This is a genomic window from Paenibacillus sp. J22R160 (assembly GCF_059692135.1).
Genome location: NZ_JCAUAU010000001.1, coordinates 156,910 through 181,096 on the forward strand (window position 1 = coordinate 156,910; position 24,187 = coordinate 181,096).

The 24,187-nt window shown below is 46.7% G+C and carries 10 protein-coding genes; all 10 read right to left on the reverse strand.

The window, feature by feature from the left end:
• Window positions 1-178: 178 nt before the first annotated feature.
• Window positions 179-3,694, reverse strand: coding sequence for a LamG-like jellyroll fold domain-containing protein (locus tag AC58UW_RS00615; RefSeq protein ID WP_497418787.1), 3,516 nt, complete (start codon window positions 3,692-3,694; stop codon window positions 179-181).
• 389 nt (window positions 3,695-4,083) lie between these two features.
• Complete coding sequence (locus AC58UW_RS00620) at window positions 4,084-7,263, reverse strand: beta-N-acetylglucosaminidase domain-containing protein (RefSeq protein WP_497418788.1); 3,180 nt, start codon at window positions 7,261-7,263, stop codon at window positions 4,084-4,086.
• A gap of 92 nt (window positions 7,264-7,355) precedes the next feature.
• Complete coding sequence (locus AC58UW_RS00625) at window positions 7,356-11,321, reverse strand: family 20 glycosylhydrolase (RefSeq protein ID WP_497418789.1); 3,966 nt, start codon at window positions 11,319-11,321, stop codon at window positions 7,356-7,358.
• A gap of 83 nt (window positions 11,322-11,404) precedes the next feature.
• Window positions 11,405-16,564: a discoidin domain-containing protein gene (locus AC58UW_RS00630; protein WP_497418790.1), complete on the reverse strand. Its 5,160-nt coding sequence runs from the start codon at window positions 16,562-16,564 to the stop codon at window positions 11,405-11,407.
• A 32-nt stretch (window positions 16,565-16,596) separates the two neighbouring features.
• A complete protein-coding gene (locus tag AC58UW_RS00635) occupies window positions 16,597-17,445 on the reverse strand; it encodes a carbohydrate ABC transporter permease (protein WP_497418791.1) in 849 nt (282 codons plus the stop codon).
• Between the two features lie 13 nt (window positions 17,446-17,458).
• Window positions 17,459-18,340 (reverse strand): carbohydrate ABC transporter permease, encoded by an 882-nt coding sequence (locus tag AC58UW_RS00640; protein ID WP_497419308.1) that lies wholly within the window; start codon window positions 18,338-18,340, stop codon window positions 17,459-17,461.
• Between the two features lie 153 nt (window positions 18,341-18,493).
• On the reverse strand, window positions 18,494-19,885 hold the full coding sequence (locus AC58UW_RS00645; RefSeq protein ID WP_497418792.1) for an ABC transporter substrate-binding protein: 1,392 nt from the start codon (window positions 19,883-19,885) through the stop codon (window positions 18,494-18,496).
• A gap of 222 nt (window positions 19,886-20,107) precedes the next feature.
• Entirely contained in the window at window positions 20,108-21,385 is a 1,278-nt protein-coding gene (locus AC58UW_RS00650) for an ABC transporter substrate-binding protein (RefSeq protein WP_497418793.1), read from the reverse strand.
• 26 nt (window positions 21,386-21,411) lie between these two features.
• Window positions 21,412-22,401, reverse strand: a complete 990-nt coding sequence (locus tag AC58UW_RS00655; protein ID WP_497418794.1) for a substrate-binding domain-containing protein — start codon at window positions 22,399-22,401, stop codon at window positions 21,412-21,414.
• Window positions 22,391-24,187 carry a cache domain-containing sensor histidine kinase gene (locus AC58UW_RS00660; protein WP_497418795.1) on the reverse strand — a complete coding sequence of 599 codons (1,797 nt, stop codon included), beginning with the start codon at window positions 24,185-24,187 and terminating at the stop codon, window positions 22,391-22,393. Before AC58UW_RS00660 ends, AC58UW_RS00655 begins: the two co-directional genes overlap by 11 nt.

Consider the following 24,187-nt stretch of genomic DNA (forward strand, 5'->3'; position numbering starts at 1 on the left):
ATCGTGTGCATTATCTTTACTTTTTCGTTTAAATTCTTTACTTGTTTAACATTAGAAATTCGACAAAATTTTCGGAAATCACACACTTGTGTAGAGCAATGACACATTATGTATCATTCATCACTTGAGATAAAAGGAGATCAGAGAAACTATCTTCTCCGATCTCCACACTCTTCAGTTATTCTAGAATTTTCGTTGCCATCGCTGCGAGGTCACTGATGTCAATCTTGCCATCGTCATTAACATCCGCTGCTTTCACAACTTGCCAATCTGCGCTTGCTGTTGTTTTACCATAATGTGCAGCTGCAAAAGCAAGGTCACCAACGCTTACTTTCCCGTCGTGGTTGATATCACCTACAGTGCCAACCGTAATATTCACCCCTACCGATGAAACTGCTGCCGTTGTTTCTGCGCCCGTGCCGTCAGCAAGCGTAGCGCTTGCTACAGTGATCGCTGCGGATGCCGACTGCGAGATCGACTTCGCTCGGAAGGTGATTTCCACCAACGGCGTATCGCCGGTAATCGCGTTCCCTGCCCCTTGGCTGGCTAAAATAAGACGTAATTTACCTGCCGTATTCTTGGATTCAACGAGGCTTACTTTATCTTTGACCGATTTGACCGACACGAAATCCACTAGGTTTGCATCATAATTCAACACAAAATCCTCCGCATAACTTTGACTCGTTACCTTGTTCAGCCCTAAACGAACAACGAATTCACTACCTGGAGTGACGGAAGAAACGCTGCCGAGCGTCGTCTCCGCACCTGAAGGCACGCCTGCTTCCACAGTCACTTGGCCGGTCGCTTTAAGACCGCCGTCAACGCTCGTGGCTGTAATCGTAACCGTCCCTGGTTTAATTCCGGTTACAACCCCTTTACCCGCTAAATTCTCCACACTCGCTACAGTAGCATCACTGCTGCTCCAAGTGACATTCTTGTTGCTCGCATTCACTGGCTGTACAGCAGCAGTCAACTCTGTCGACTGCCCTTGTTTGACTGTTACAGATGACTTATCGAGCTGCAATCCGGTGACTGGAATCTGCACAGATGTATCCTCACGCACCGCACTTTTCAAATTCGGCAGTGCTTCTTGACCAAGCGCATTGGCAACAACAGCTGTTTCCAACGATGCAGTGGCAGACTCATCTTGCGGTGTCGCTTGGATCTTCAACAAAGCTGCATCCGGTGTAATGCCGTTCTCTGCACTGAGCACGACTCTCGTACGTCCGTTAGCCGACTCGCTTCGAATCACCTTCACGCCCTCTTGAGCGGATTCTACAGCCGTTACGTTCAGCCCGTTCGTCGCTACGACGATATCCATTGCTTTGGCAGCGGATGCCGTATTGCTAACAGCCAACTCGTAATACTTAAACTGCTGCGTTGTTGGAGCTACCACTTTAGTCAGCTGTAGATTAGGCGCATCCGCTTTGTTTTGATCTTTTTGTGCCACGAACATGCCGTTTATCCCTTGTGAATCACCGATTGTTCCGTTAATGCCTAGCGCCTTCAATACCGTGGCAGCCAAGTCTTTGGTCGTTCCACCTTGCAAAATTTTCTCCTTGCCTGTATCTGTTGCAACCGTTCTTCCGTTTGCCGCAAAGAAAATCGTCGTCGCCAGCGGTGAATCTTGACCGTGTGAAGTCGCGCTTCCCAGCGTCGTGTTAGCGTTCTCCGTACCTCCGCCGTGATCCGGCAGCATGACTATCAACGTATCATCCAGCAAGTTTTTTTCGCGCAGAGCGTTTACAACTGTTCCAACATTCAGATCCGTTTTGGTCAACTGCTCGTAATATTGTTTGGTGTAAAAGCCGACTCCATGACCCGCATGATCCATATCGTCAAATTGGATGAACATGAGCGATGTATCGAGCGCTTTTCCGCTAGCCACATATTGCGCGAAGGCAGCTGCGTCCGCTTCATCGTTACCTGTACCGACCTCAACGCCCACAGATGGCTCAATATGTCCGTCCAAAATGTTTTTCCATTGTGCGAAAGCGACCAATTTCTTGTTAGGCAACGCTTCTCGTACCTTCTTGAATACGGATGGATAAGAGGATGTTTCCGAATAATAAAAGAGTCCGCTCTCCGTGTTGTTGATTTGATGTTTGCTAAAGTCAACGCCATTCAACATAGCGCCCCAATTCGGGGATGAACTTGATGGCAGTGTTGTTTTGGCAGTGTAACTGGCAGCGCCTTTTTCAATCAGACTGCGCAGGTTAGGTGCGATCTGCCTATTACCGACTTGCTGCTTCAGAGAGCTTGGCGTCTCCCAATACGGCGCATTTGGCATCACGGACAAACCGCCGCCGTCCATACCTATGACGACAACCCTTTTATACGGAACGTACTGTGCATTGGCGGCAATTGCATTCTGCAGATCTGCGGAATTCCCCTGTGCAAGTGCAAGATCACCTACCGTGACAACGCCATCCATATTCAAGTCTTCTGTCGCTTTCGGATGAATTTGAACCGTTTCTGGCGGTGAATTAAATGTTTCATTCACCAACTTGGTCGTGCCGGCATAAAACTCTGCCTTGCTTACTTGAATTTGCCCTTGTCCGGAAGCCGCTTTCGTTTTGAAAAACACTTCAGAAATTCTCGATTTGCTGTATTCGAGCGGATTGGATTGGCCGTATACGATGCCGCCTGGAATGGCCAACTTCACGATACCCGGGGTGGATGTATCAGCTGATATCGCATTTGTTGCGCTTACGAACTCGAACAGGTTGTTGTCATAGGCAAGCTCAATAACTGATTTATCAATTGCCGTACTCATCGTTGGCGTACGAAGATCTAAATTGACTCGGAATGTACCCCCTTGTACCGCATGTTCCGCGCCAATTAAGTTCAGAGAACCTTTAAAATTCTCATTTACCTCCACGGGAGGCGCACTGTTAAACATATCCCCGACTTCCTGTGCAGTGACGGCCCGTTTAATAACCTGCATTTCATCCACTTGCATATCAAACGTGCTTACTTCGTAATTCCCTGTACCGTCGTTGCCGATCATCGTGGACAATCCGGAATCAATCGTTCCCGTTCTGCCGGCAATGTTCATACTACTCGTTATGCTTTGGTATAACGTGCCGTTTTTCACCGAAATCGCTACAGGTATTCCGTCTTTATAGAAATCCGCACGTCCAGTCGTTCGATCATGAGAAACAACGATATGATGCCATTTCCCGTCAGCTACATTCGGAATCTCAGCATCCGCCCGCGAGCCGCCCTGTGTGTTATAGTTCCATTTCAAACTGTTATTCCCCTGTAAAGACAAGGCATAACCTACATTGCTGCCGCTTGCCCAGTTTTTGTTGGCAATAACCGGCGGATCGCTTGACACACCAGGTGACTTCACCCAGAAGGCCAATGTAAAGTTAGTGCTCGTGCCGAATTGTAGATTAGCTGGTTTGCCCAAATTCAGATATTGTCTGTTTGCACTCGTTGAGTTGAGATTGAGTGCCTTCCCTTCTCTTCCTGACACATAGGTCGGATTCCCCGCTGCTGTGACATTGGTTGCGTTTGTGGAGCTGTCAACCGCATTGTCCTCAAATTTCAATTGAAGCGCAAAATCCGAAGCAGCGACTGCGGCGTAGGCGGTTTGCGCCATGAATGGCAGCGTAACCGATAAACTAGAAGTTGCTAGGAACGCAGCTGTTAACGTAGACATGAAAACCTGCTTAAACCTTACTTTCACTTGGTCATCCTCCCGAAATAAAAGAATAGTTTCTGTTGCTTGCCCGCAAATTCACAAAAACAAAACAATATAAACACACACAATAACAACTAGTTACTCTGTGATCTTATTCGAGAGAAGGGAAATTGACAAGTCTAAAAATTGAGTTTACAAAACAAAAACAATAACAAAACACGAAATAACAACTAGCCGACCTGTTATTATATTCGAGAAAATAAGAAGTGGCAAGACTTTCGACAAAAGCTCCCGCAATGTGTTTTTTTTCGTCTTCTTATTCATGAATGAGTGAGCTTATGGAATCATTTCTTATATTTTTTTGTGAAAAAAAGGCACGAACTTAACAATACGCTCTTAAGTTCGTGCCCCTCGGTGAAGATTCTAATCTATCATTACTCGATGATTTTCGTCGCAAGTGCAGCCAAGTCGACGATGTCAATTACATTGTCACCGTTGATGTCGGCTTTCTTCGCTTGCGTCCAATTCGGACTGCTCGATGTTAAGCCATAGAAGGATGCCACGATTGCAAGATCCCCAATGCTCACTTTCCCATCGCTGTTGATATCACTGTTGTCTCGCGTTATGACGGAAGATTTAAAGGTATCGAAAGCTTGTTGCAAGTCAGCGACTGCAGCAGCTACTTGTTCTTGTGTAGCATTGATATTGTTCGCCACAAGTTTAGCCGCATCGATTGCTGTTTGAAGCAGCTGTTTCGCTCCACTCGGATACTGCCCGATTTGCGTGCCTTCTATGGCCGCATCGTGTGCCGTCTGAGCTTCACGAACAAGAGCGTTCAAATCCGACTTATCCACAGGAGGAAGCGTGACTTGTATGTCTATTGCGGTTGAAGCCAGTTTTGTTTCCATTCCCTGACTATCACCCAAAGTCATATCGGAAACAGTGATTAGCCCTTCCGTCGCTTGCGTCACGTGTTTCGCTTTGAACGTGAGTTTCAACAACTGCGCGCTCCCCGTAACGCCATGTGCGGCGCCTTCGCTTGCCGTAATCAGGCGAACTTTACCGGTTGGATTTGTCACAGTTGCCAGCAGTTGAACTCCATCCAGAATGGTATCCGCTGAGACGAATTCCATGACGTTCGAGTCGTAGGCCATGGAGATGTCCTGTGCATATACGCTTTGCGTCACATGATCCAGCCCGAGCTGAAGCGTAAACGGTTCCCCAGACTGAACGGTATCATCTCCCCCCAATACGACAGCAGGGTCCTTGGGTATCGCCTCGGATGTTACTTTGAATTCTCTGACAATGACCCAGAAATTCTGGGTGTCTGTTACCCTGATGCGAACGAATCTTGCCTTCTGACTTTCAACCGGAATGTTGATCTCGGATTGCTCCTCCAAAGTGGCAAGCGGCGTCCAATTCGCACCGTCTGCGGAATATTCAAGTATGCCGTGATGAATATAGTCGGACAAACTGCCGGGCTTGCCCATGGATACCTGCACGTTGGTCACTTTACGCACTTCATTTAAGTCCACACCTAACACGTCGCCTACTGCTGGATTATTATTGCTCCAGAAATAGGTATTGAGATTTCCGTCTAGCATTTTGTCAGGCGTATTCGTCTGGTACGTCCCCATTGTCGTAATCGGGAAAGGAGTTACGGGAACAATGCCTAGCCAATTGTCATTTTCCCGGATCGCACGTGCGAAAAAGTCTTCAAAAACTTGATTTGCCTTAACCAGTGTAATGGCACTAATCTGCGTTCTGAGCGTATCCAGCGCCGTTCTGTGAGCTGCAGCTTGCTGCTTATTGTTGCGTTTCTGGGAAAGCAGCATTTGAGCAGCTTCTGCGCCTGCTTTTCCATATAATTCGTCCTTATTCAAATAAAGGTTCGTCTCGGAGATAAAGTTCGGGTTCCCTAATGTGCTGCGCAAAATTCCAGGAGTTTGCTGCAGCTTCGTGAATTCGGAAATTAATTGATTCACGGTTTCCGTTATATTTCCATTACCCGTAAATACCGTCCAGAGATTATCGATTAGCGGATGCAAGGTTAGCGATTCCTTCGCATTTAAAGGCGACGAGTAGTGATTCTCGGCAAATGTTTTTAACGCTTCTGCAGCCGAACCGCCAAGTCTCTCTAGGCTAAGCTGCCAAGAGCTATCAGGATCATAGGCCTGTGGGTTCCACAAATAATCCGCAATGGAGAACAGCGCAATTTTTGAGGCTTCCGCTTCATTCATCGGATTTGCAGTTAGGCCGATAATGCCATGGTCGGCTAATCCGGCATCACGGTTATACAGCGGGCCTAAGTAAATTTTATCCCGTGCATAATCATTAACCGGGTAGTTATCCCAGATCAACAGATCGTGTTTATAGATCGCTTTGGCTTTATCGGCATCCGCTGCAGAAATGCCTGCAGGCACGACTGCCGGCCCCGTCCATTGTACGATGATACTCGGATCAACAAGCGCTGAAAAACGGTTGATATAAGTCGTTGTCGTAATATTGGCGTAATCCGTCGGAACTGTAATCAAGCGGTGAGCGCCCGGATGAGTGTCGATAAATTCTGATTTGAACCGATTGAGCAGAAAAGCTTGAGCAGCCGCTGGCGGATTGGCATCACCGTTAAACTTGGTTCTATCCGCGTTACATGTCAATGTTTTATTAATATCGTCGAGAAACAGCGCATAAGAACGCACGCCTTTATCCCACATCACTTGCGCTTTTGCCGTCAAAGCTTGGAAATCCGTGTTGTCCGAAAAGCACACAGAGTTACCCGGAGAAATGGCGAATACGAACTCCACATGCTCCTGCTTCGCTTTGTCGATTAACTCAGCAATCTGGGCCACTTTATCGGCCGGATAAGGATCACGCCACTTATCCCTGTGATAGGGATCATCCTTCGGAGCATAGATGTACATATTCATTTTCTGCTCCCCGTAAAATGCCAGCTGATTGAGACGATCTTCATGCGACCATGGATCACCGTAGAAACCTTCAATCGATCCGCGCCAACTCATCTTCGGCCAATCTCTTACCGTAAGTCCTGGGATCGAATAACTGGAATGCTTCGAAGTAATGACCTGACGCAATGTTTGGGCGGCATAGAAAGTACCGGTTTGATTTTTGCCTGCTAGAACAATGTTTTTGTGACCCGTTTGATCAATGCCTGAAGCCAGCACGTATCCGTCATCTTGTAAATCTTCCGGCCCTGTCGTACCCAAACGTTGAAGAACGGAGCCCGAAGCCATATTCTCTGAAGGTCCACCAACCCAGACATTTACCTGAGCATCTGGAAGGGCGCCGCTATCACTTGCTCGTTTAATGTTATTAACCCCCGCATTTTGCAGAATACGTTCCACGGCTTGAACGGCTGCCGGATCTGTGCCGCTGCCTGTGATGAGACCTACTTCCGCTGGGATTGCGAAACCCTGCCCCTTCGCAGTAACTGATTGCGGGATAGGGGATATGGCAGGAATGCTGCTAATAGGCCCAGTCTCTGCCGCTTGCGAAATTGGTACGCTGAACAAAGGAACGGCAATGGCAGTTGCAAGGAACAAAGTTGTTGTTTTTCTCCATAAGCCATCATTGAAAATCATTTTTTTAAAATTCATATGCATCCACCTTTTCAATGAAATTGGAAGTCAAAACCAAGCTTTGGAGCGAGCTTAGAGAGAAGCTCCCTAAGCTCACACCCTGCAGCAGCTTATTGAATAATTTTGTTCGCGATTGCCGCAAGATCGAGAATGTCAATCACGTTATCGTGGATGACATCTGCGATTTTGACTTCATTCCAGTCCGGGTTTGAGGCGTTTTTGCCGTAGTTAGCCGCAGCAAAGCCCAGATCCCCGATACTCACTTTGCCATCCCCGTTCACATCTCCCGGAGTGCCAACTGGTATCGGCGTAATTCGGACCGTGATCGAAGATGCGTCCGCTTTCGTTTCGTTCCCATGCTCATCCCCTAACGTTGCTTCTGCAACCGCAATGCGTCCATTTGCCGCGTCCTGTACATTCTTCGCCTTGAAGATGATGTCAGCAAATTCAATAGTACCGGTAACGGCATGGCCAGCCCCTTGACTTGCGAGGATGACGCGGAGCGTTCCTGCTTGATCCTTGGACTGAACGATGCTAATCCCGTCTTGCGTTGACTTCGCCAATACAAACTCCATGACATTGGCATCGTAGTTCAGCTGAATGTCCTGCGCATACACGCTTTGCGTGACATTCTTCAGTCCGAAACGGACCGTGAACTCACTGCCTGCGACAACGGAGTCTGCACCGCTAAGAGTCGTTCCAGGTGCTGCCAGAACAACGGCTTCTACCGTTACTTGACTAACAGCCGTAAAATTTCCCTCGGCCGTATTCGCCGTAATTTCCGCGCTTCCCGCTTTAAGTCCTGTCACCATAGCTTTGCCGTTTCCGCCATCTGCAACAGTAGCAATGGTTTCGTCGCTGCTCTTCCAAGTTACAAGCTTATTGGTCGCATTATTCGGCTGTACCGTAGCCGTAATTTCAGCTGTCTCCCCTTCCTTCAACGTAAGAGCCTGCTTATCTAGCTGAACGCTGGTTACGGACACGGCCGAATCCGGCACATTATTGCGATATTTAAAGTTGTCGTACTGAGCAACTGTAGGACCAAACACTCTAGCCCCCATCTTGCCTTCCACATTTGGAATTGAGGCTAAGCTGCCTTCGAAATACTGTGTACCGTTCACAAACAAGGTTACTAGGGATCCTTCGAATTTGATCTTGACCGTTGAAGTGACGCCTTTACTTAGCTTTGCTGCCGTATTGTTCGTCAGCAGCCCGTAGCTGTCCTGTGCGTTCACCCAATACCAACTGCCGTTATCGTAACCGACCGATGCCCACGAATCATTGTTCGTGTAGCGGAATATGACACCTGAGCGAATATTTCCGGAGTTTGTCGGCGTTACTTTAAATTCAATTTCACCGTCTTTGATGCCCGGAGAATTCTGGTCAATAAAGACATTGCTCGTATTGTTAGCTGTAAGCTGCAGCGCGTACTGGCTAGCTTGGGACGAATCGCCAACAACCGCCATACTGCCTGTTCCAGCCCCGATCATATGCTGCCATCCACCCAGTTGATTCGTCTCAAATGTTTGCTCATAGCGAATTGGAACCGGCGCAGTCACTGGGATATCGTTCGGATTCGGCTGATAGACTTCGAACTCGTATAGGGAATAGCCATACGTGCCAGCCCGTTTTACGCCCTGCATTTTCACATAACGAGCATTTTCAGTGGGGAACTTAATGACTTCCGTGCCACCGACGCCTGCGTTCGTGATGTAGGCATCTTTCCAAGTCTGCGCGTCATTTGAAACTTGAATTCTATACCCTTTGGCGTAAGCAGGTTCCCATTTCAGAATCACCTTGTTAAAGTCGTAGTTTTTGCCGAGATCCACGTAAATCCATTCGTTGTCGGTATATTTGGACGCCCAGCGTGAATTTTTCGACTCATCCTCATCAAAAGCCAGGTTTGCCGTTAAATAATTGACTTCCTCTGAAGAAGCCACTGCCGGCTGGCGTGCAGCAATGTTAATCGTCCATGTAGGCGAACCAGCAGCAACTGCGATTTCTTTTGCTGTCAACGCGCGATCTACGATTTTCAAATCATCCAATGCGCCTTGGAAAGCCTGTGTCGCACTACCTACAACAGCCGCAGGCAGCAGCGTCGTCTCCGTCAGTTTATCTTTTAGCTCCCCGTCAATAAACAGCGATGTTCCGCTTAAATCTCCTTTCAAAGCGACATGCACAAAGCGTCCCGTCGGAATCGCCGTATTGAAGCTGAAATCAAAGCCCTCACGGGAGAAGCCGGCTTTGCCCGTTTCCTTCTGCTTTAATTTAATCGAAGCGTCTGCGGATTCGAGCAGAATCGCTTCCGGCTGCGTGCTGTCGGTCATGTTCACCCAAGCCGATACCGTCCACGGAAACCCTTTCGTCGTCAACCCAGTCGCGATGTGAGCACCAGGATTGCTGAACAGCGCTGCATTGCCTGTCTTTCCGTTCGTCCACTGAACGCCGCTTAAAGTACCGTTATAGCCATTGCCGGAAATATCGCCGGCCGATTGACCGCTACCTTCGTCAAATGGATAGTTGATCACCGTTTCGGTCTTCGTTTTGACTTTATGTAACAAGTTCGTATTGGGCGCATCCCCGATCACACCGCTAGACTGACGAAATTGGTCATAGGTCGCATCACTGGACTGGCCTCTCCACAGTTTCTCGGCCATTGTTGGCAGCGCGTCTTTTACGCGATCGTGCACATCCGTTGCGCTCACTTTTTTGCCAAGCATATCGTTCCATACCGCGAACATGCCGCCAAGCAAGTTTGGATTGTTGGCATTTAATTGCATGGAACCGCTGAAATACGTAGGCTCCCAGTTTTCATACAGCCACTTCGTGTTCAAATAATCGTAGTAATAACCCGCTTTCGGCACGATATATAGCAAGCCGTCCGTCGTGTTAATGATTTTACGGCCCTCGTTAATCGCATCAATCGGATTTTGCCAGCCGTTGTTCCAGCCATTCAAAGTAATATCGTTGTCTACTGGTGTCGCGCCCGGGAAGAATGTCAAGCTGCCCCACATTCTTGCCGTTTTGCCTTTGCTTTTGAAAAAAGCATTGATCTCATTTAAGTACCGGCGGTACGCCTCCACAGTTGTTTTATCGTTCCGGTCGAATTCGTCCCCTCCAAAGTGAATTTCTTTGGCGTCAAACCAATTACCGTCCAAATACTCGCTCCATACGTCTTTGACAAACTCAACCGCCTCCGGACGCGTGATGTCCAGATGGTCAACAGGAAGCGTGTCTTTTACTAAATCTGGTCTAACCTTTGTGAAGGAAAGCGCATGGCTGGGCGTATCAAGTTCGGGAGTGATCGTCATCCCTCTGTCTTTGGCTAAATCCTGCAGCTCACGGAATTCCTGTTTCGTGTAATGACCGTCTTTGGCTGTAAGTTCAGGATACTTGGTGCTTTCCAAACGGAACGCCGAATATTTATCCCAATGCGTTCTGCTGTTGTCTTTAAAAATTTCATTATCGTTCAAATGAATTTGAAAGTCGTTCATTTTGTACCAGGACATGAACTTCACATAATCCTTCAAAAAATCCATTGTAAAAAACTTGCGGCCAACATCAAGCATGAAACCGCGCTCTTTGTACTTGGGATAATCTTTCGCGATGCCTTTAACAATGCTCGACTTCGCCGTATCTTGCTGTAAGATTTGAAGTGCAGATCTTGTGCCGTAGAATACACCGGTAGTCGTATTGGCGTGTATGTTAACCCTATCGCCCACTTCAAAATAGTAACCTTCCGTTCCGATGGCATCGTCGTTTTGCTCGTTCAATGTGAGGAAGAAATCCCCCATAGCTGGTGAATTCGATTGCACAATGGGAACATTGCGACCCGTGATTTCCTTTAAGTCTTCTTGAAAAACTGCAGCTGTGTTTTGCAAAGAGCTGGATGGCGGAATGACAATCCGTGAATGATCACTCATTGTAAAAGTACCTGTATTCCCCGTCCACTCCTGCAAGCTAGGAATCACGATTGGCTTCGGGTTGGGTTCCGTACCGGCAGCTTGAGCAGGTTGAAGCGGCAGCGAGAACACAAGTAAAGCAAGCAGACAAACTGTACCTATTGTCTTTCTCATCTTTACACCTCATTGAATGTTTTTTGAGCCATAAATCAGAGGAGACCCTTGAACGAATTGTCTAAGGGCCTCTTTTCTCTGTCTTATTCCATTATTTTCGAAGCAATGAAGGCCAGATCTGCAATTTCAATTTGTCCGTCATTGTTAAAATCTAAGTGTTTAATGCTTGCCCAATCTGGACTTGAGGAGTTTTTGCCGTAATTAGCTGCCACCATGCCCAAATCGCCGATCGATACTTTTCCATCATGGTTCAAATCGCCAGGAGTGCCGACAGGAACCGGTGTAACTTGAATGCTTAGGGAGGAATTTAACGCTTTGAACTCGTTACCTAGCTCATTCCCAAGCATGGTGTCGGTCACTTCAATCGTGGATGCAGTAACCACAGTCAGCGCTTTCGAGTTAAATGTAAGCTTGAACAGCTGCGCATTTCCAGTTACTGCGTGACCTGCCCCTTGGCTGGCGGCAATCAGGCGAAGTTTACCTGGCACATCGTTCACCGTCGTCACAATGGTGAGGTTCGGAAGCAATGAGTCCGCCGACACAAATGTCATTACGTTCGGATCGTAGTTTAGCGTAATGTCTTCTGCATACACCTGCTGCGATACGCTGCTCACCCCATAAGTAATCGTTATCGGCTGTCCGCTTTCAACGCTGGAGCTTCCCGTTAACGTTGTATACGGGCTTTGTGGAGCGACCACTTTCACCACTACAGCTGCAGTCGTTTGCTTTCCTCCGTACGTAGCCGTAACAACAGTTTCGCCTTGGGAAATACCCGTGATCGTACCGCTTGCCACCGTGGCAAACAGCGGATTTGCGATCTCAAACGTGGATGCAGCAGTCACATCTTGATTCGTTCCATCCGAATACGTCGCAGTTACCTTAACAGGTGTGGTCTGCCCTTGTTGCAGTTCATAGCTTGCAGCGTCAAAGACGATGGTTTGCAAGGTTGGCACTACATCCAGCTTATACACGTTCAGCTCAGATGCGGAAGCAAAATTGCCTGCACCAGCTGTCGCTTCGAGCTTGATGAAAGCAGTATTTACCGGAGTAAAATTCACTTCTTTCAAGCTGTTATTTTGCAGCCATGCTCCACTCGCTACTTTCGTATACTGATTACCGTCTTCACTGACGTATACATTGTAGGCGGTAATTGTACCGTTACCGGCATCCTGACGAGGCGTGTATTCCAGCCTGCTGACTTTGTAAGTTCCTCCTAAATTCAAAACAATCGATTGCGGCAGCGGATCAACGTTGAACCATTTGATGTGCCACCAAGTGCTCAGATCTCCGTCAATGGCCAAGCCCGGCTCGTTTCCTGCCTGGATGCTAGCAGCCGTCGCCGTCATCTGTGTTTGCGGGATTTTCACCAAACCGGCCTGCCCGGTTACTGTGACATCAACCATAGCTTTAAAGCCGCCATCCGCGGTAGTTACAGTAATGGTAGCCGTTCCTGCGCCTTTCGGAGATACGACGCCGCTCTCGTTTACCATCGCAATAGCAGGATTGCTTGTGCTCCACACAACGGATGTATTCGCTGCATTCAGCGGCATTACGGTTGCTTCCAAGGCAATCGGCGCATCGAGCACGTTCATCGTGATTGATGAGCGATCCAATGTTACGCCCGTCACAGAAGCCGTTCCGATGATTGGCAAGCCGATCAGCTTCACATCCGCGATGCAAGCTTTCGTGCTTGCATCAGGCAGTCCGGTAATCGTGATTCTCACATAGCGCCCTTGGCTGCCAAAAGTATCTTTGAGCACTTGGCCTGCTTCGGTATTGTTCATGCGGTTTAATACTTGAATCCAATTACTGCTGCCCGCTTCGCGGACTTCCAGCTTGTATTGGTACACTTTATCGCTCTGTCCAAAGGAAATCTCTAGTCCTTGAATGGCATGCATTTTACCCAAATCGGCGGACCAAACGTGGCCTGCGTTTGTATCATTTGCCGACCATAGTGTAGCTGAATCCCCATCGTTGGCATTAGACGCAGGGAACGATGGATCAACGCTGTCTGCCGATGCCGGCTTGCCTTTCAAAATATCGCCCAAAACAGGAGGAGCTTGAGGCGCTTCATAGACATCGATTTCGGAAGCAGATGCGAAATTGCCGACTGCCACTACCGCCTCCAGCTTCACATAACGAGCGTCAACAGGTGTGAACTGGACATACTTTTTAATATTGTTGCGGGTCCAGGTACCTGTACTGATTTGCGTATAGTTCGTTCCGTCGGTACTTACATACAAATTATAAGTCTGAATCGTGCCATTCCCAGCGTCTGTACGCGGTGCATAACGGAATTGACTGATATTGCGAACTTTGCCGAGATTGATAATAATCGATTGCGGCAATTTGTCAGAACCGTCCCATTTCGTGTGCCAGACAGAGTTCGAATCCCCATCAATGGCTTTGGAAGCTTCACTGCCTGGTTGAGCGCTGAATGCCGTAGCCGTCATTTGATTCTTTGCAATTGCCAAAGGCGTTGGCACTGAACCGTCACGGTACACGTTGAGTTCAGCCGCAGCCGCAAAGCCATTCACACCAGCTGTTGCTTCCAATTTCACATACTGTGCTTCTGCGGTAGGGAACGTCACTGTTTTTTCCAACTTATCCGCATTCCACGTGCCAGTGGCAACTTTGGTGAAATTGGTTCCATCCGTGCTCACGTAGATGTTGTAAGCTGTAATAATGCCGTCCGTGCCTAAATATTGTCTTGGCAAATATTTCAGTTTGTTCACAGAAAACTTCGTGCCCAAATTTAGCGTAATTGACTGTGGCAAAGGCGCACTGCCATCCAACTTCGTGCTCCAGACAGTCTCTGTGCTGCCATCCAGCGCATTCGCTAGCGGAGAGGTTGCATCCGTGCTTGTCGCCGTTGCCACGATGTCTCCTTGCACGATTTTGGTTGGATCGTTATCCGGTTCCGGCAGCGAAATGACGGTTGCGTCAGTCAATGGCGTTGTATCCGCTGCAAAACCGGCGATTTTCACTTCGAATCCTTGGTCAGACGGCATATCCGGCGTTTTCACGTAGACGATTCCGCCTTTATCCGTGCTATCAAAGTACCAACCGCTTGTCGCAGCCGCCAGTTCCGTTTTGCTTGCATACTCCGTATAGGCGGAGCCGCCAACCGCAACGCTTGCCGGTTTCGCATGCATATGAATTTGGAATTGGTTCGTACGCGCTGCCAGCTTGCCGTTGTAATCGCCAACGCTTGCTCCTACTTGAACCTTCAAATCGCCAGTTCCGGTTTCTGGAGCAATCGAAGTAATTAACGTTTTCGCGAATTTGCCGCTGCGGTGCTCTCTGGATACCCCATCATCCTCATACATCGTGAAAGAGGAAGTTTTGTAAGGATAGATATCATACGTAATCGGATTCGGCGGCACTTGGCCGTCGTAAAGCGTTTCCGGATACATCGGAATAATGGCGCCGGCTTTGACGAGAAGCGGCACACGGCTAAGCGGAGCGCTGTATTCGTCCAGCATTTTGGATCCGTAATGCTCCGTACCCGTCCAGTAGTCAATCCATTTGCCTTTCGGCAAGTAAATACCGTTTCTTACTGACGTATCTTTGTAAACCGGCGCAACGAGCAATGACTGCCCGGACATGAATTGGTACTGAGTCAATGTGCTCTTCGTATTCGGATCGTTCGGGAATTCATAAACCATCCCTCTGGTGAACGGTGCACCCGACTCATAAGCTTCATTTAAATAGGTATAGAAATAAGGCGTCAAACGCTGTCTCAGCTTCAAAATATCCCGGTTATAGCTTGTATAAGGCTCACCATAGCGCCAAGGCTGCTTATCTACGGATGCCCAACCGGACATACTCATAAGAATCGGTGTAAACGCTTTCCATTGTAAATCGCGCACATACGTCTGAGCGCTGCCGCCGAAGATCCCGTCCACGTCACCGGTTGCGTATGTCATGCCTGACAGCCCGGCGCCAATCATTGAAGGGATATGGAAACGGATATATTCCCAATTGCCAGATTGGTCTCCCGACCAAACCGTCGAATAACGCTGCGTACCTGCCCATCCGCCGACAGACCATACAAAACCACGATCGTTCGAGTTGTTTTCAACGCCATCATGAGCCTGTCTTGTTGCATCGAGAGCGAAATCATAGCCGGGTCCGACCCAAGCGACGTCCAGCTTATTCAGACGAGTACCAGCCACGCCTACTTCGGTCGCGATGTTTGCAAGACCGTTCTGCGTCCACAAACCGGTGTAAAAGCCCAAATCATGGAGCTGTGCCACGGTACTTGGCAGCTGTACATAACCGCAGCCGTAGCCGTCGTTCGGCAGCAGCCATCCGCCTGGCATATCATTGTTGCGGAAGCCTTGCGCCACTTTCAAAACATCCGGCGTCGTCAGCTTATTCGGCTTGTTAGCGCCGGTGTTGCTAGTATTGTAACAATCCGCATCCCCCATGCTCATCCCCCATCTGGGAATTAACGAAGGCTTGCCTGTCAAATCTGTATAGCCGTTCAGAAGATCCTTCATGGTATCGCCGTAAAAATAATACGCGTCAAATCGATTCTCATTGTGTGTCAATTGTGCAGGACTGCCGAAATCGTATGTACCATCTTGAAACGTGTTCCGCAGTACGCCATATCCAGCCGTGCTCAGATAGAACGGAGAAGGATTGGAGACGGTACCGCTGCCCCAGTCGCCAAAGTTTTTGGAAATCTTAATCGTTTTGTCACGGTGAGAGAAAAATCCATTTTGCATCCCTCCGCCGTAGTAATATTCATCGGCTCCTCTAACGAGCTTCTGAGTTGTTGAGGAAGAGCTATAGTTTAATGGTGACTCCTCTTGCCATACGACCGTTGCGTTGTCGCTCTTGTACATCGCGAATTTGAACGGGCTTTTGTAAGCGCGTAAAACGAACTTGCCCGTTACCATTTTGTAGTAGCTGCCCTCATCTGTCCAATCCACGGCTACCGGACCAAAATCCTCCTTCACGACAATCGGCTCTTTAGGTGTTGGGGAGCTTTTACCAGCCAGCGTTTGAAAATTACCTCCTACGCCAAGCCAGATCCGCACCATATCATCGCGATTAAAAATAACTTTTACCTTATCGGTGCCAGATGTAATTGTAAATGTCTTCGCATCTGTTTTCTCGAAATTCGTGATGTCGCCAACCGCTGCTGCATGTGTCGTTGTCCCACCTAAGCATACGATAGCTACGACGAAAACCAGGCAAAAAACAAAGCCAAAAGCATGTTTAAGCGTCTTCACTTCTTACACTCTCCTCTTCAGAATCAACCATTTTACCCTTTTAATGCACCAGCCGTTATCCCTCCTGTAATTTGTTTTTGGAAAATACTATAAAACACAATCGTCGGACCCATCGATATCATCAGGGCAGCGAAGAGTGGTCCCCATTCCGTTCTGTACTGCATTTCACCCTGCATAACCGCAATGGCTACCGGTATCGTATATTTCGTTGGATCATTGATCAGCACTAGCGCAAATACATATTCATTCCAAATATTCAGCACGGTAATGATTGCAACAGACATCAGTCCCGGCTTGGCAAGTGGAAGCATAATCCGAAAAAAAATGCCATAATGAGAAGCGCCGTCCATGGAGGCGGCCTCTTCCAGTTCGCTTGGCAGTGATTTGAAAAAGCTGACCAAGACGAATACGGCAAACGGCACGGCTGTGACCATGTAGACTAAAATAAGGCCAAATAAATTGTTCGTTAGATGAAGATCATTTAGTAAAAAAAATAGGGGGATGATGCCAAGAAATGTTGGGATCATCATGTAGGAGAGATACGAATAGTACAATAAGCCGTTTCCTCTGAACGTAAATCGGGCAATCACGTAAGCCGTTGTGGCCGATAAGAACACTCCAAGTATCGTACTTACCAATGTTACTACCAGTGAATTCATAAAATTATGACCAAAGTTATACTTTCCCCAGACGTACGAAAAATTGGACCAAAGCAAAGGTAACTTCGGCAGATCCCAAGGTCTTCCCAAGAAAAACTGCTGGTTATCTTTCAAAGCGCTGAGGATAGTCCAGATGAGTGGATATAGGACACATATCGCCCAAGCGATGAGAATGAATTTGAAAAACAGCCGGAATACAGGATTGACTATACCTTGACTCATATGAATAACTCCTCTACGTTAATTCAATTGTTTCTCTCTTCATCAGCCTCTGAAGGGTTGCTGTTGTTATTAAAGAGAGAATCAGAATGAGGACGCCAATCGCAGACGCATAACTGAACTTGCCGAATTTGAATGCGTTCAAATACAAATAGGAGCCCATGACCTGTGTGGCATTATCCACTCCGCCTTCAAAGGTCATGATCGTTACAATGACGAACGACCCATTGAGTGTCGTCATGACAATCCATACCACGGAAGTCTTGATTTGTTCCCACGAAAGAGGAAGGGTAATCAACCAAAATTGATCCCACTGTGACGCTCCATCAATGTCAGCTGATTCAAATAATGACGATGGAATACTGAGAATACCGGCGACCAGCAAAATGATTGTAAAGCCGATACCTGCCCAGATCGAAGGCGGCAGCAGCGCCAATATCGACCATTTGTCGCCTAACCAGGCGAATTCAAACTTTTTATTTGTAAATAAGGAGATGAAGGAATTCAAAAATCCAAGGTTTGGATTATACACATAGCGCCAGAGAACCCCAACGACAACAACCGAGAGCACATTAGGAAGGAAGAAAATGATACGGTAAAAACCTGAACCTCTGATGCCCAACCTAGTTAGCGCCAGCGCGAATACCATGGACAAAACCATAAAACCAATGACTTTCCCGATGACGAGAATATAGTCGTTTCGAATAGTCTTCAGAATCACACTGTCATCCATCATATCCTTGAAATTTCCAAGGCCGATAAAGTTATAGGTTTCGGAGCCGCCCGACCAATCAAATAAGCTAAGATATATCCCTTTAAACATTGGATAAACGGTAAACACGAGATATAGAAGCAAAGTTGGAAGGATAAAGGAAAGAATGAACATATTCCGCTTCATCTTTGCGGTTCCGACTCTCTCACTTGTTTTCTGCTCTAACTTGGCCGTTGCGGATGTCTTGCTCACTTTCATACTTTCCTCCAATCTAAGCTTCTGAATGATAATAAGGGAATCCGAAGCATTCCCTTATTATCACTCATAACTTACTATGGCTTATTTTTTTTCTTTCGCGCGAATTTTATCTGTAGCCTCTTCCATACGGTCTGACCACTGCTGCGGTGTAATTTCACCTTTCGTAAGAGCGAGCGTTGCGTTGTTTCTTGCTGTTACAAGTTCTTCAGGGATAACAACCTCAGGCGCAACAACGGTGTTTGGTGAATTGTAGAATTTGGCTGCTTCTTTCGTAAGCGCTGGAGCATTGGTTCCTTCAAGATCTGCCTTGATGTTAGCAGGGGCTTTGGAAAGCTCTGCCCATAATTTACTCTCTTTCTCGGTGAAAATGAATTGCATGAAAGCTTTGGCTGCCTCTGGGTTTTTCGCTTTCTTAGCGATGGCGACTGTGGATGTGTAAGGGTTCGCTACGAACTTGCCGCCTTTGTCTTGACCAATGGAAGGCAAGAATCCAAATTCAAATCCAGCTGGAATATCTTTGGCCATTTCACTTTCAACCCAAATACCTGTCGGTATGAAAGCGGCTTTGTGCTGCAGCCACTGCGTCTGGGAATCCGTGTGATTCAGAGCTGGTGACCCTTTATCGATGAGCCCTTTGTCTCTCATTTGCACAATTCGGTCAAGAGATTTCATGACAGGTTCGCTTTTCCAAACACCCTTTTCGAGGGAATTAATTTTCTTGAAAATGGATGTATCATAGTTGTTCATCGCAATAATCGTTGGGTCTAGCAATCCGCCGTTGATGTAGTACGGATAAACCCCTGTATGGATATAATCGCTCATTTTGCCATCTGCTTTAATTTTCTCACCTAAATCCATGAAACTTTGGAAGTCTACAGGCGCATCCCAACCTTTACTTTTGAATAATGCTTTATCGTAGAACGTTCCCCAAGAGCCGAAAACGAGCGGGACAGCGAACTCTCTGCCAGGTTTGTACTCCTCAGGTTGAGCAATCAGGAGATCTAGAATTTTCTTCCCATCTACGTTTTTGGCCTCCTTCAGCCAGTCCGTAATATCCATCAGTTGATCATCTGTTACCATCTGTCTTGTATTGGAGCCAGCTCCGTCAATGTAAACAAAATCAGGCGGATTCCCTTGAATCCAACGCGGTTTCATTTGATCGTTAATTTTCGCTCCAGCGGATTCCTTGATCTTCAAATCCGGATTCTGCTTTTGGAAATCAGCGATCGCTTGTTTCCACCACGCGTCGCCGTATCCGCCGACAAAATATTGAATTTCAAAGTCACCAGTAAGCTTTGTTCCCGCAGGACCCGCGCTATCAGCCGGTTTGGCGCTCTCCACAGGTTTTGCACTGTCAACAGGCTTTACTGACGCACTAGTCGTATTCGCATTGTTACTTCCACAGCCCGTTAACGTAAGTACAACAGTCGATACCAACATACCCCATGCCATTGCATTTTTTGGTTTCATCATCGTAAAGACCTCCCTAGAGTTTTGCGGTGCAACTGTCCTTATTAAAAGCATCCGCTTCTACTAATTTCCAATTTCTTTGTACACCTTTATCATAGTAATTTTCACCGCTTTCAACCATTGATTAAATAACTGTAAATAGTTAAAAAAGTATTGTCTTTTTGTACCTTGTTGTAAAAAGAAACAAGGCCAGGAATCAATTCCTGACCTTTGCCGAAATTTAGCTTAGTGACTTTTGTCAATGGCGATTTGCTGCAGCCGGTCAAGCGCTTGCTTAGGCGACATCTGGCCGAGCAAAACCGTTTGCCCCATATTTCTGGTCGCGTTCAGAACGGCAGACCATGCGGGATTATTAATGGGGTAAAACTTTGCGCTTTTAATGGAGTCCAAATTTTGCTTCATGGATGGATCATTATCCGCCAATTTATTGCCTACCGTACGAATGGTTGGAAGAAAACCTTCTCGAAGAACGAACTCCTCGTAACGTCCATCCTCATAAATAAAATCGAGAAACTTGGACAACGCATCCTTGTTGGTATGGTCCGTTTTGAAAGACATCCAAACGTCCTGCACCCCCAGCACCAGTGGCGTCTGCCCCTCTTTAACCGGGATCGGCCCTTTCGCCCATTTCAGCCCGGGGTACTCATGCGGGACAACGGCCTCAAAATAGTTGCCGGAAATCAGCATGCCTAACTTGCCGTTTCCTAGAATTCGCTGTTTTTCATCGCGTGTTGTCACAGCTGGCTCTGGATCCGTTAGACCTTCTTCATATAGTTTTTTTAGAAAGGTGATGCCCTCCACATTCTCAGGTGAATTAATCGCCCACTCGCCATCTTTCATCCAGCCACCGCCAGCACCATAAAAAAAATAAGAGAGATACGCCCAAATCTCATTATCCGTCAAATCGACGCCGAAGCCGTCCACTTGTTTGGTATTTTTTATTTTGCGCGCATCCTCCTCTAGATCGCTCCATGTTTTTGGCGGCTCTGTAAGGCCAACCTCATTGAAAATATCTTTGTTATAATACAATTCGCGAATGGTCGTTACGTAAGGTATCGTATACTGCGTGTCATACATTTTACTGCTTTCCAGCAGATAAGGGTAAAACTTCTCCTTCAATTCTGGGGAAAGAAGATCCTCCATGCGGTTGAGCAATCCGTCCTTTGCAAAATGCGCGTAAATGTTCGTGAGCAGCAAATCCGGAGGTTGATTGCGGCTTATCATGGTATTGTATGCACTATCTAGAATGTCCCAGTTAATGACTTGCAGTTCCACCTTGATCGTCGGATACTTCGTTTCGAATTCTTTCACTAGACTTTCAAAATAGGGCTTCGTAGATGTACTGTACTCTGCAGCCACGAACGTAATCGTCGCTTTCGCATCAGGATCGGCAGCAGAAGCCGGATGGTGAACTTCCTCTTTGATGCATCCGGTGAGTAAAATGCCCGTAAGCTGCAGGAGCATAAGCGACGAACCTATTTTTATTTTACCTATTCGGTTCATTTTTTGATCCCCCTTCCGTCAAATCACTACTTTTCCACCAAAGGAAAGAGAAGCTCCTGATTTTCTTGGGTGTACATGTTTTCTTTGGTTATGACATCGGCGTCTATATTCACTTTGGGGTCCACCTTAATACCGGATAAAGCTTGCACCGCTGTTTCAACGGATAGATACCCCATATTGAACGGCTTTTGTACGATTGTGGCTTTAATGACCCCTTCTTCCAAAAGCTTAATCTCATAAATAGAGCTATCAAAACCGACAATTTTAATTTGATTCTCCCATTTTTTCTCTTTGATTGCCCTAGCTGCCCCTAGTGTAGCCGTTTCATTTAATGCTGCAATCCCCTCAATGTTCGGATACATAGCCAGCAGATTTTTCACCTGTTCGTAGGCCGCATCCTCAGTACCGTCAAACCCATAACTCCCCGCGAATTCTACGCCGGGAAAATCAGCTATGGCTTCCTTAAACCCGCTCTCACGCTCCTTCTCGGCTATTGTCTGTTTATTGCCGCTAAGCGTCATCACACGAAATAATTTACCATTCTGTCCACCTGCCAAAATAAGTCCGGCTTTTCTCCCCGCTTCGGTATTGTCGGTTGCAATAAGACTTGCTTCTACACGGGTACGAATCGGTGAATCGATTAAGATGAGTTTCGTTCCAGACTCCTTTATTTTTAAGGCAGCAGGTCCAAGCTTCTCATAATCTGTGGCTGCAAGAATGATAGCGTCAGGCTTCTTCACAAGCGCTTCATCGACATTCCGAATTTGTCCTGCAGTATCCGTCTCCGATATGGGGCCAGTAATATCAATATTTACAGCGAACTCTTTAGCTGCAGCTTTTATGCCTGTATGAACCATTTGCCAATAATCCGAGCGAATATTGTTCGTTTTTAAGACAACAGCGATCTCAAGCTTTCTAGGATTCGTAATACGCAGCATTTCCATGATGGTTATTACGACAAAACCAATCACAATCACGAACAGTACAGCCAAGAAAACCGGCTTTTTAATGGCCATCGATGACTCCTTTCTGGGCACTTTTGGGGAGTACAATCCTAACTTCCGTACCTTCCCATTTTTCGCTTTTAAAAGTAAGACCAAATTCATTACCGAACAATTGAATGCGTTCGTTTACATTGCTGACCCCAATCCCCTTGATGACGCCATCTTTCAATTTCAAAATTTGCTCCAACTGCTCCGGTTCCATGCCGACACCGTTATCCGCTACGATAAACACAATGTTATCTCCGTCTGCTTTCCCCGTTATTTTTACTAAACCGGGCTCCAAACTGTTTTTGATCCCATGATAAATCGCATTTTCAACAATAGGCTGCAAAATTATTTTCGGAATATGGACCTCTAGAATCCCAGGGTCAACGTCAATTTGAAAATCCAGCTTATCCTTATATCTCATCGATTGAATGAGCAGATAGTTGGTGATATGCTCGATTTCCACCCGAACGGGAACGGTTTCATTATTTTTATTAATAATTGCGCGAAATAGCTTGGCGAGCGAAGAGGTCATCTGGACGACCTCATCATGCTTTTTACGTTCCGCCATCCATATGATGGAATCCAACGTATTATACAAGAAATGAGGATTAATTTGCGCTTGAAGCAGCTTCATTTCACTCTTTCGCTTGCTTTCCTCGTTCTGAATAATTTGATTCATTAAATCTTTGATTCGGCCGACCATGATATTAAAGGTTTGGCCCAATTGTCCAATTTCATTCTCGCTGCGAAAGTCCGAACGAATGCTGAAGTCGCCTTTTTCCACTTGCTTCATACTGCTCTGCAGTAGTTTGATAGGTCTTGATAAGTGGCGGGAAATAAAGAAGGAGAGGTACAATGCGATGACTAAGGCTAGAATCGTCCATAAAAAATACGAAATGTTAATTTGATACTGATTCGCAATGAGCTCATTGGCGTAGGCAACCCCGACAATTTTCCAGCCAAAGTGCGTCTCTTGGATCGTATAGATCCGTTTTTTGTTCCCATCCCCTGTTGTAAAGCTTCCGCTCCCCGACTGTTTGACCTCATCGATCATCTCTTCCTTTAAATTGCTGTTAATCAGCTTCTGCTGCGGGTGATACACGATGCTTCCATCTTTGTCGAGAATGAATACATATCCTCTTTTTCCCAGGTTAATATGATTGCAAATTTCACCAAGGACATTTAAATTCAAGTCGACCAGGAAAATCCCTTCTCCCGTAATGCCGTCTGCGCTTTTCAGTTCTCTGCTTAAGGAAACGACCCAACGGTACTCATTCTGGATAATGTTTTGGACGTGGGGAGCAGAAATAACAGATTTCCCTCCTTCTGCCTTTGCATTTTTGTACCAGGGCTGTTCCTGGGCGTTGGCGTTCATATTCAGACTTGTAATTCGACGGTCTGAGACAAATCGGTTATTGTAGCCAAAAACCATAATCGAAGCAATGTCTTTACGGGTAATCAAGATAGATTGAAATAAATCGGATATTCGTTTCTCATACGGTCTACGTTCTTCATCACTGATAAAGCTCGTCTCTGTAATGTAATATTTCACGTCCTTGTTCGTCGATGCAAGCATGGAGATGTCCTCCATATTGGTTATGTACGATTGAATATTGATATTCACCTGTTGCACAATTTCGGAAATATAGTGTTTTGAATTCATTTCCACCGCTTGAGCCGACAGATGATAAGAGATGTAGCTTGTGATTACGATCAGAAATAAAATCAAGCACGAAAAGACGACGGAAATACTCGATTGAATACTTCGAAATTTGAAAAGAAATGATCCAACATCCCATTCTTTTCTCAT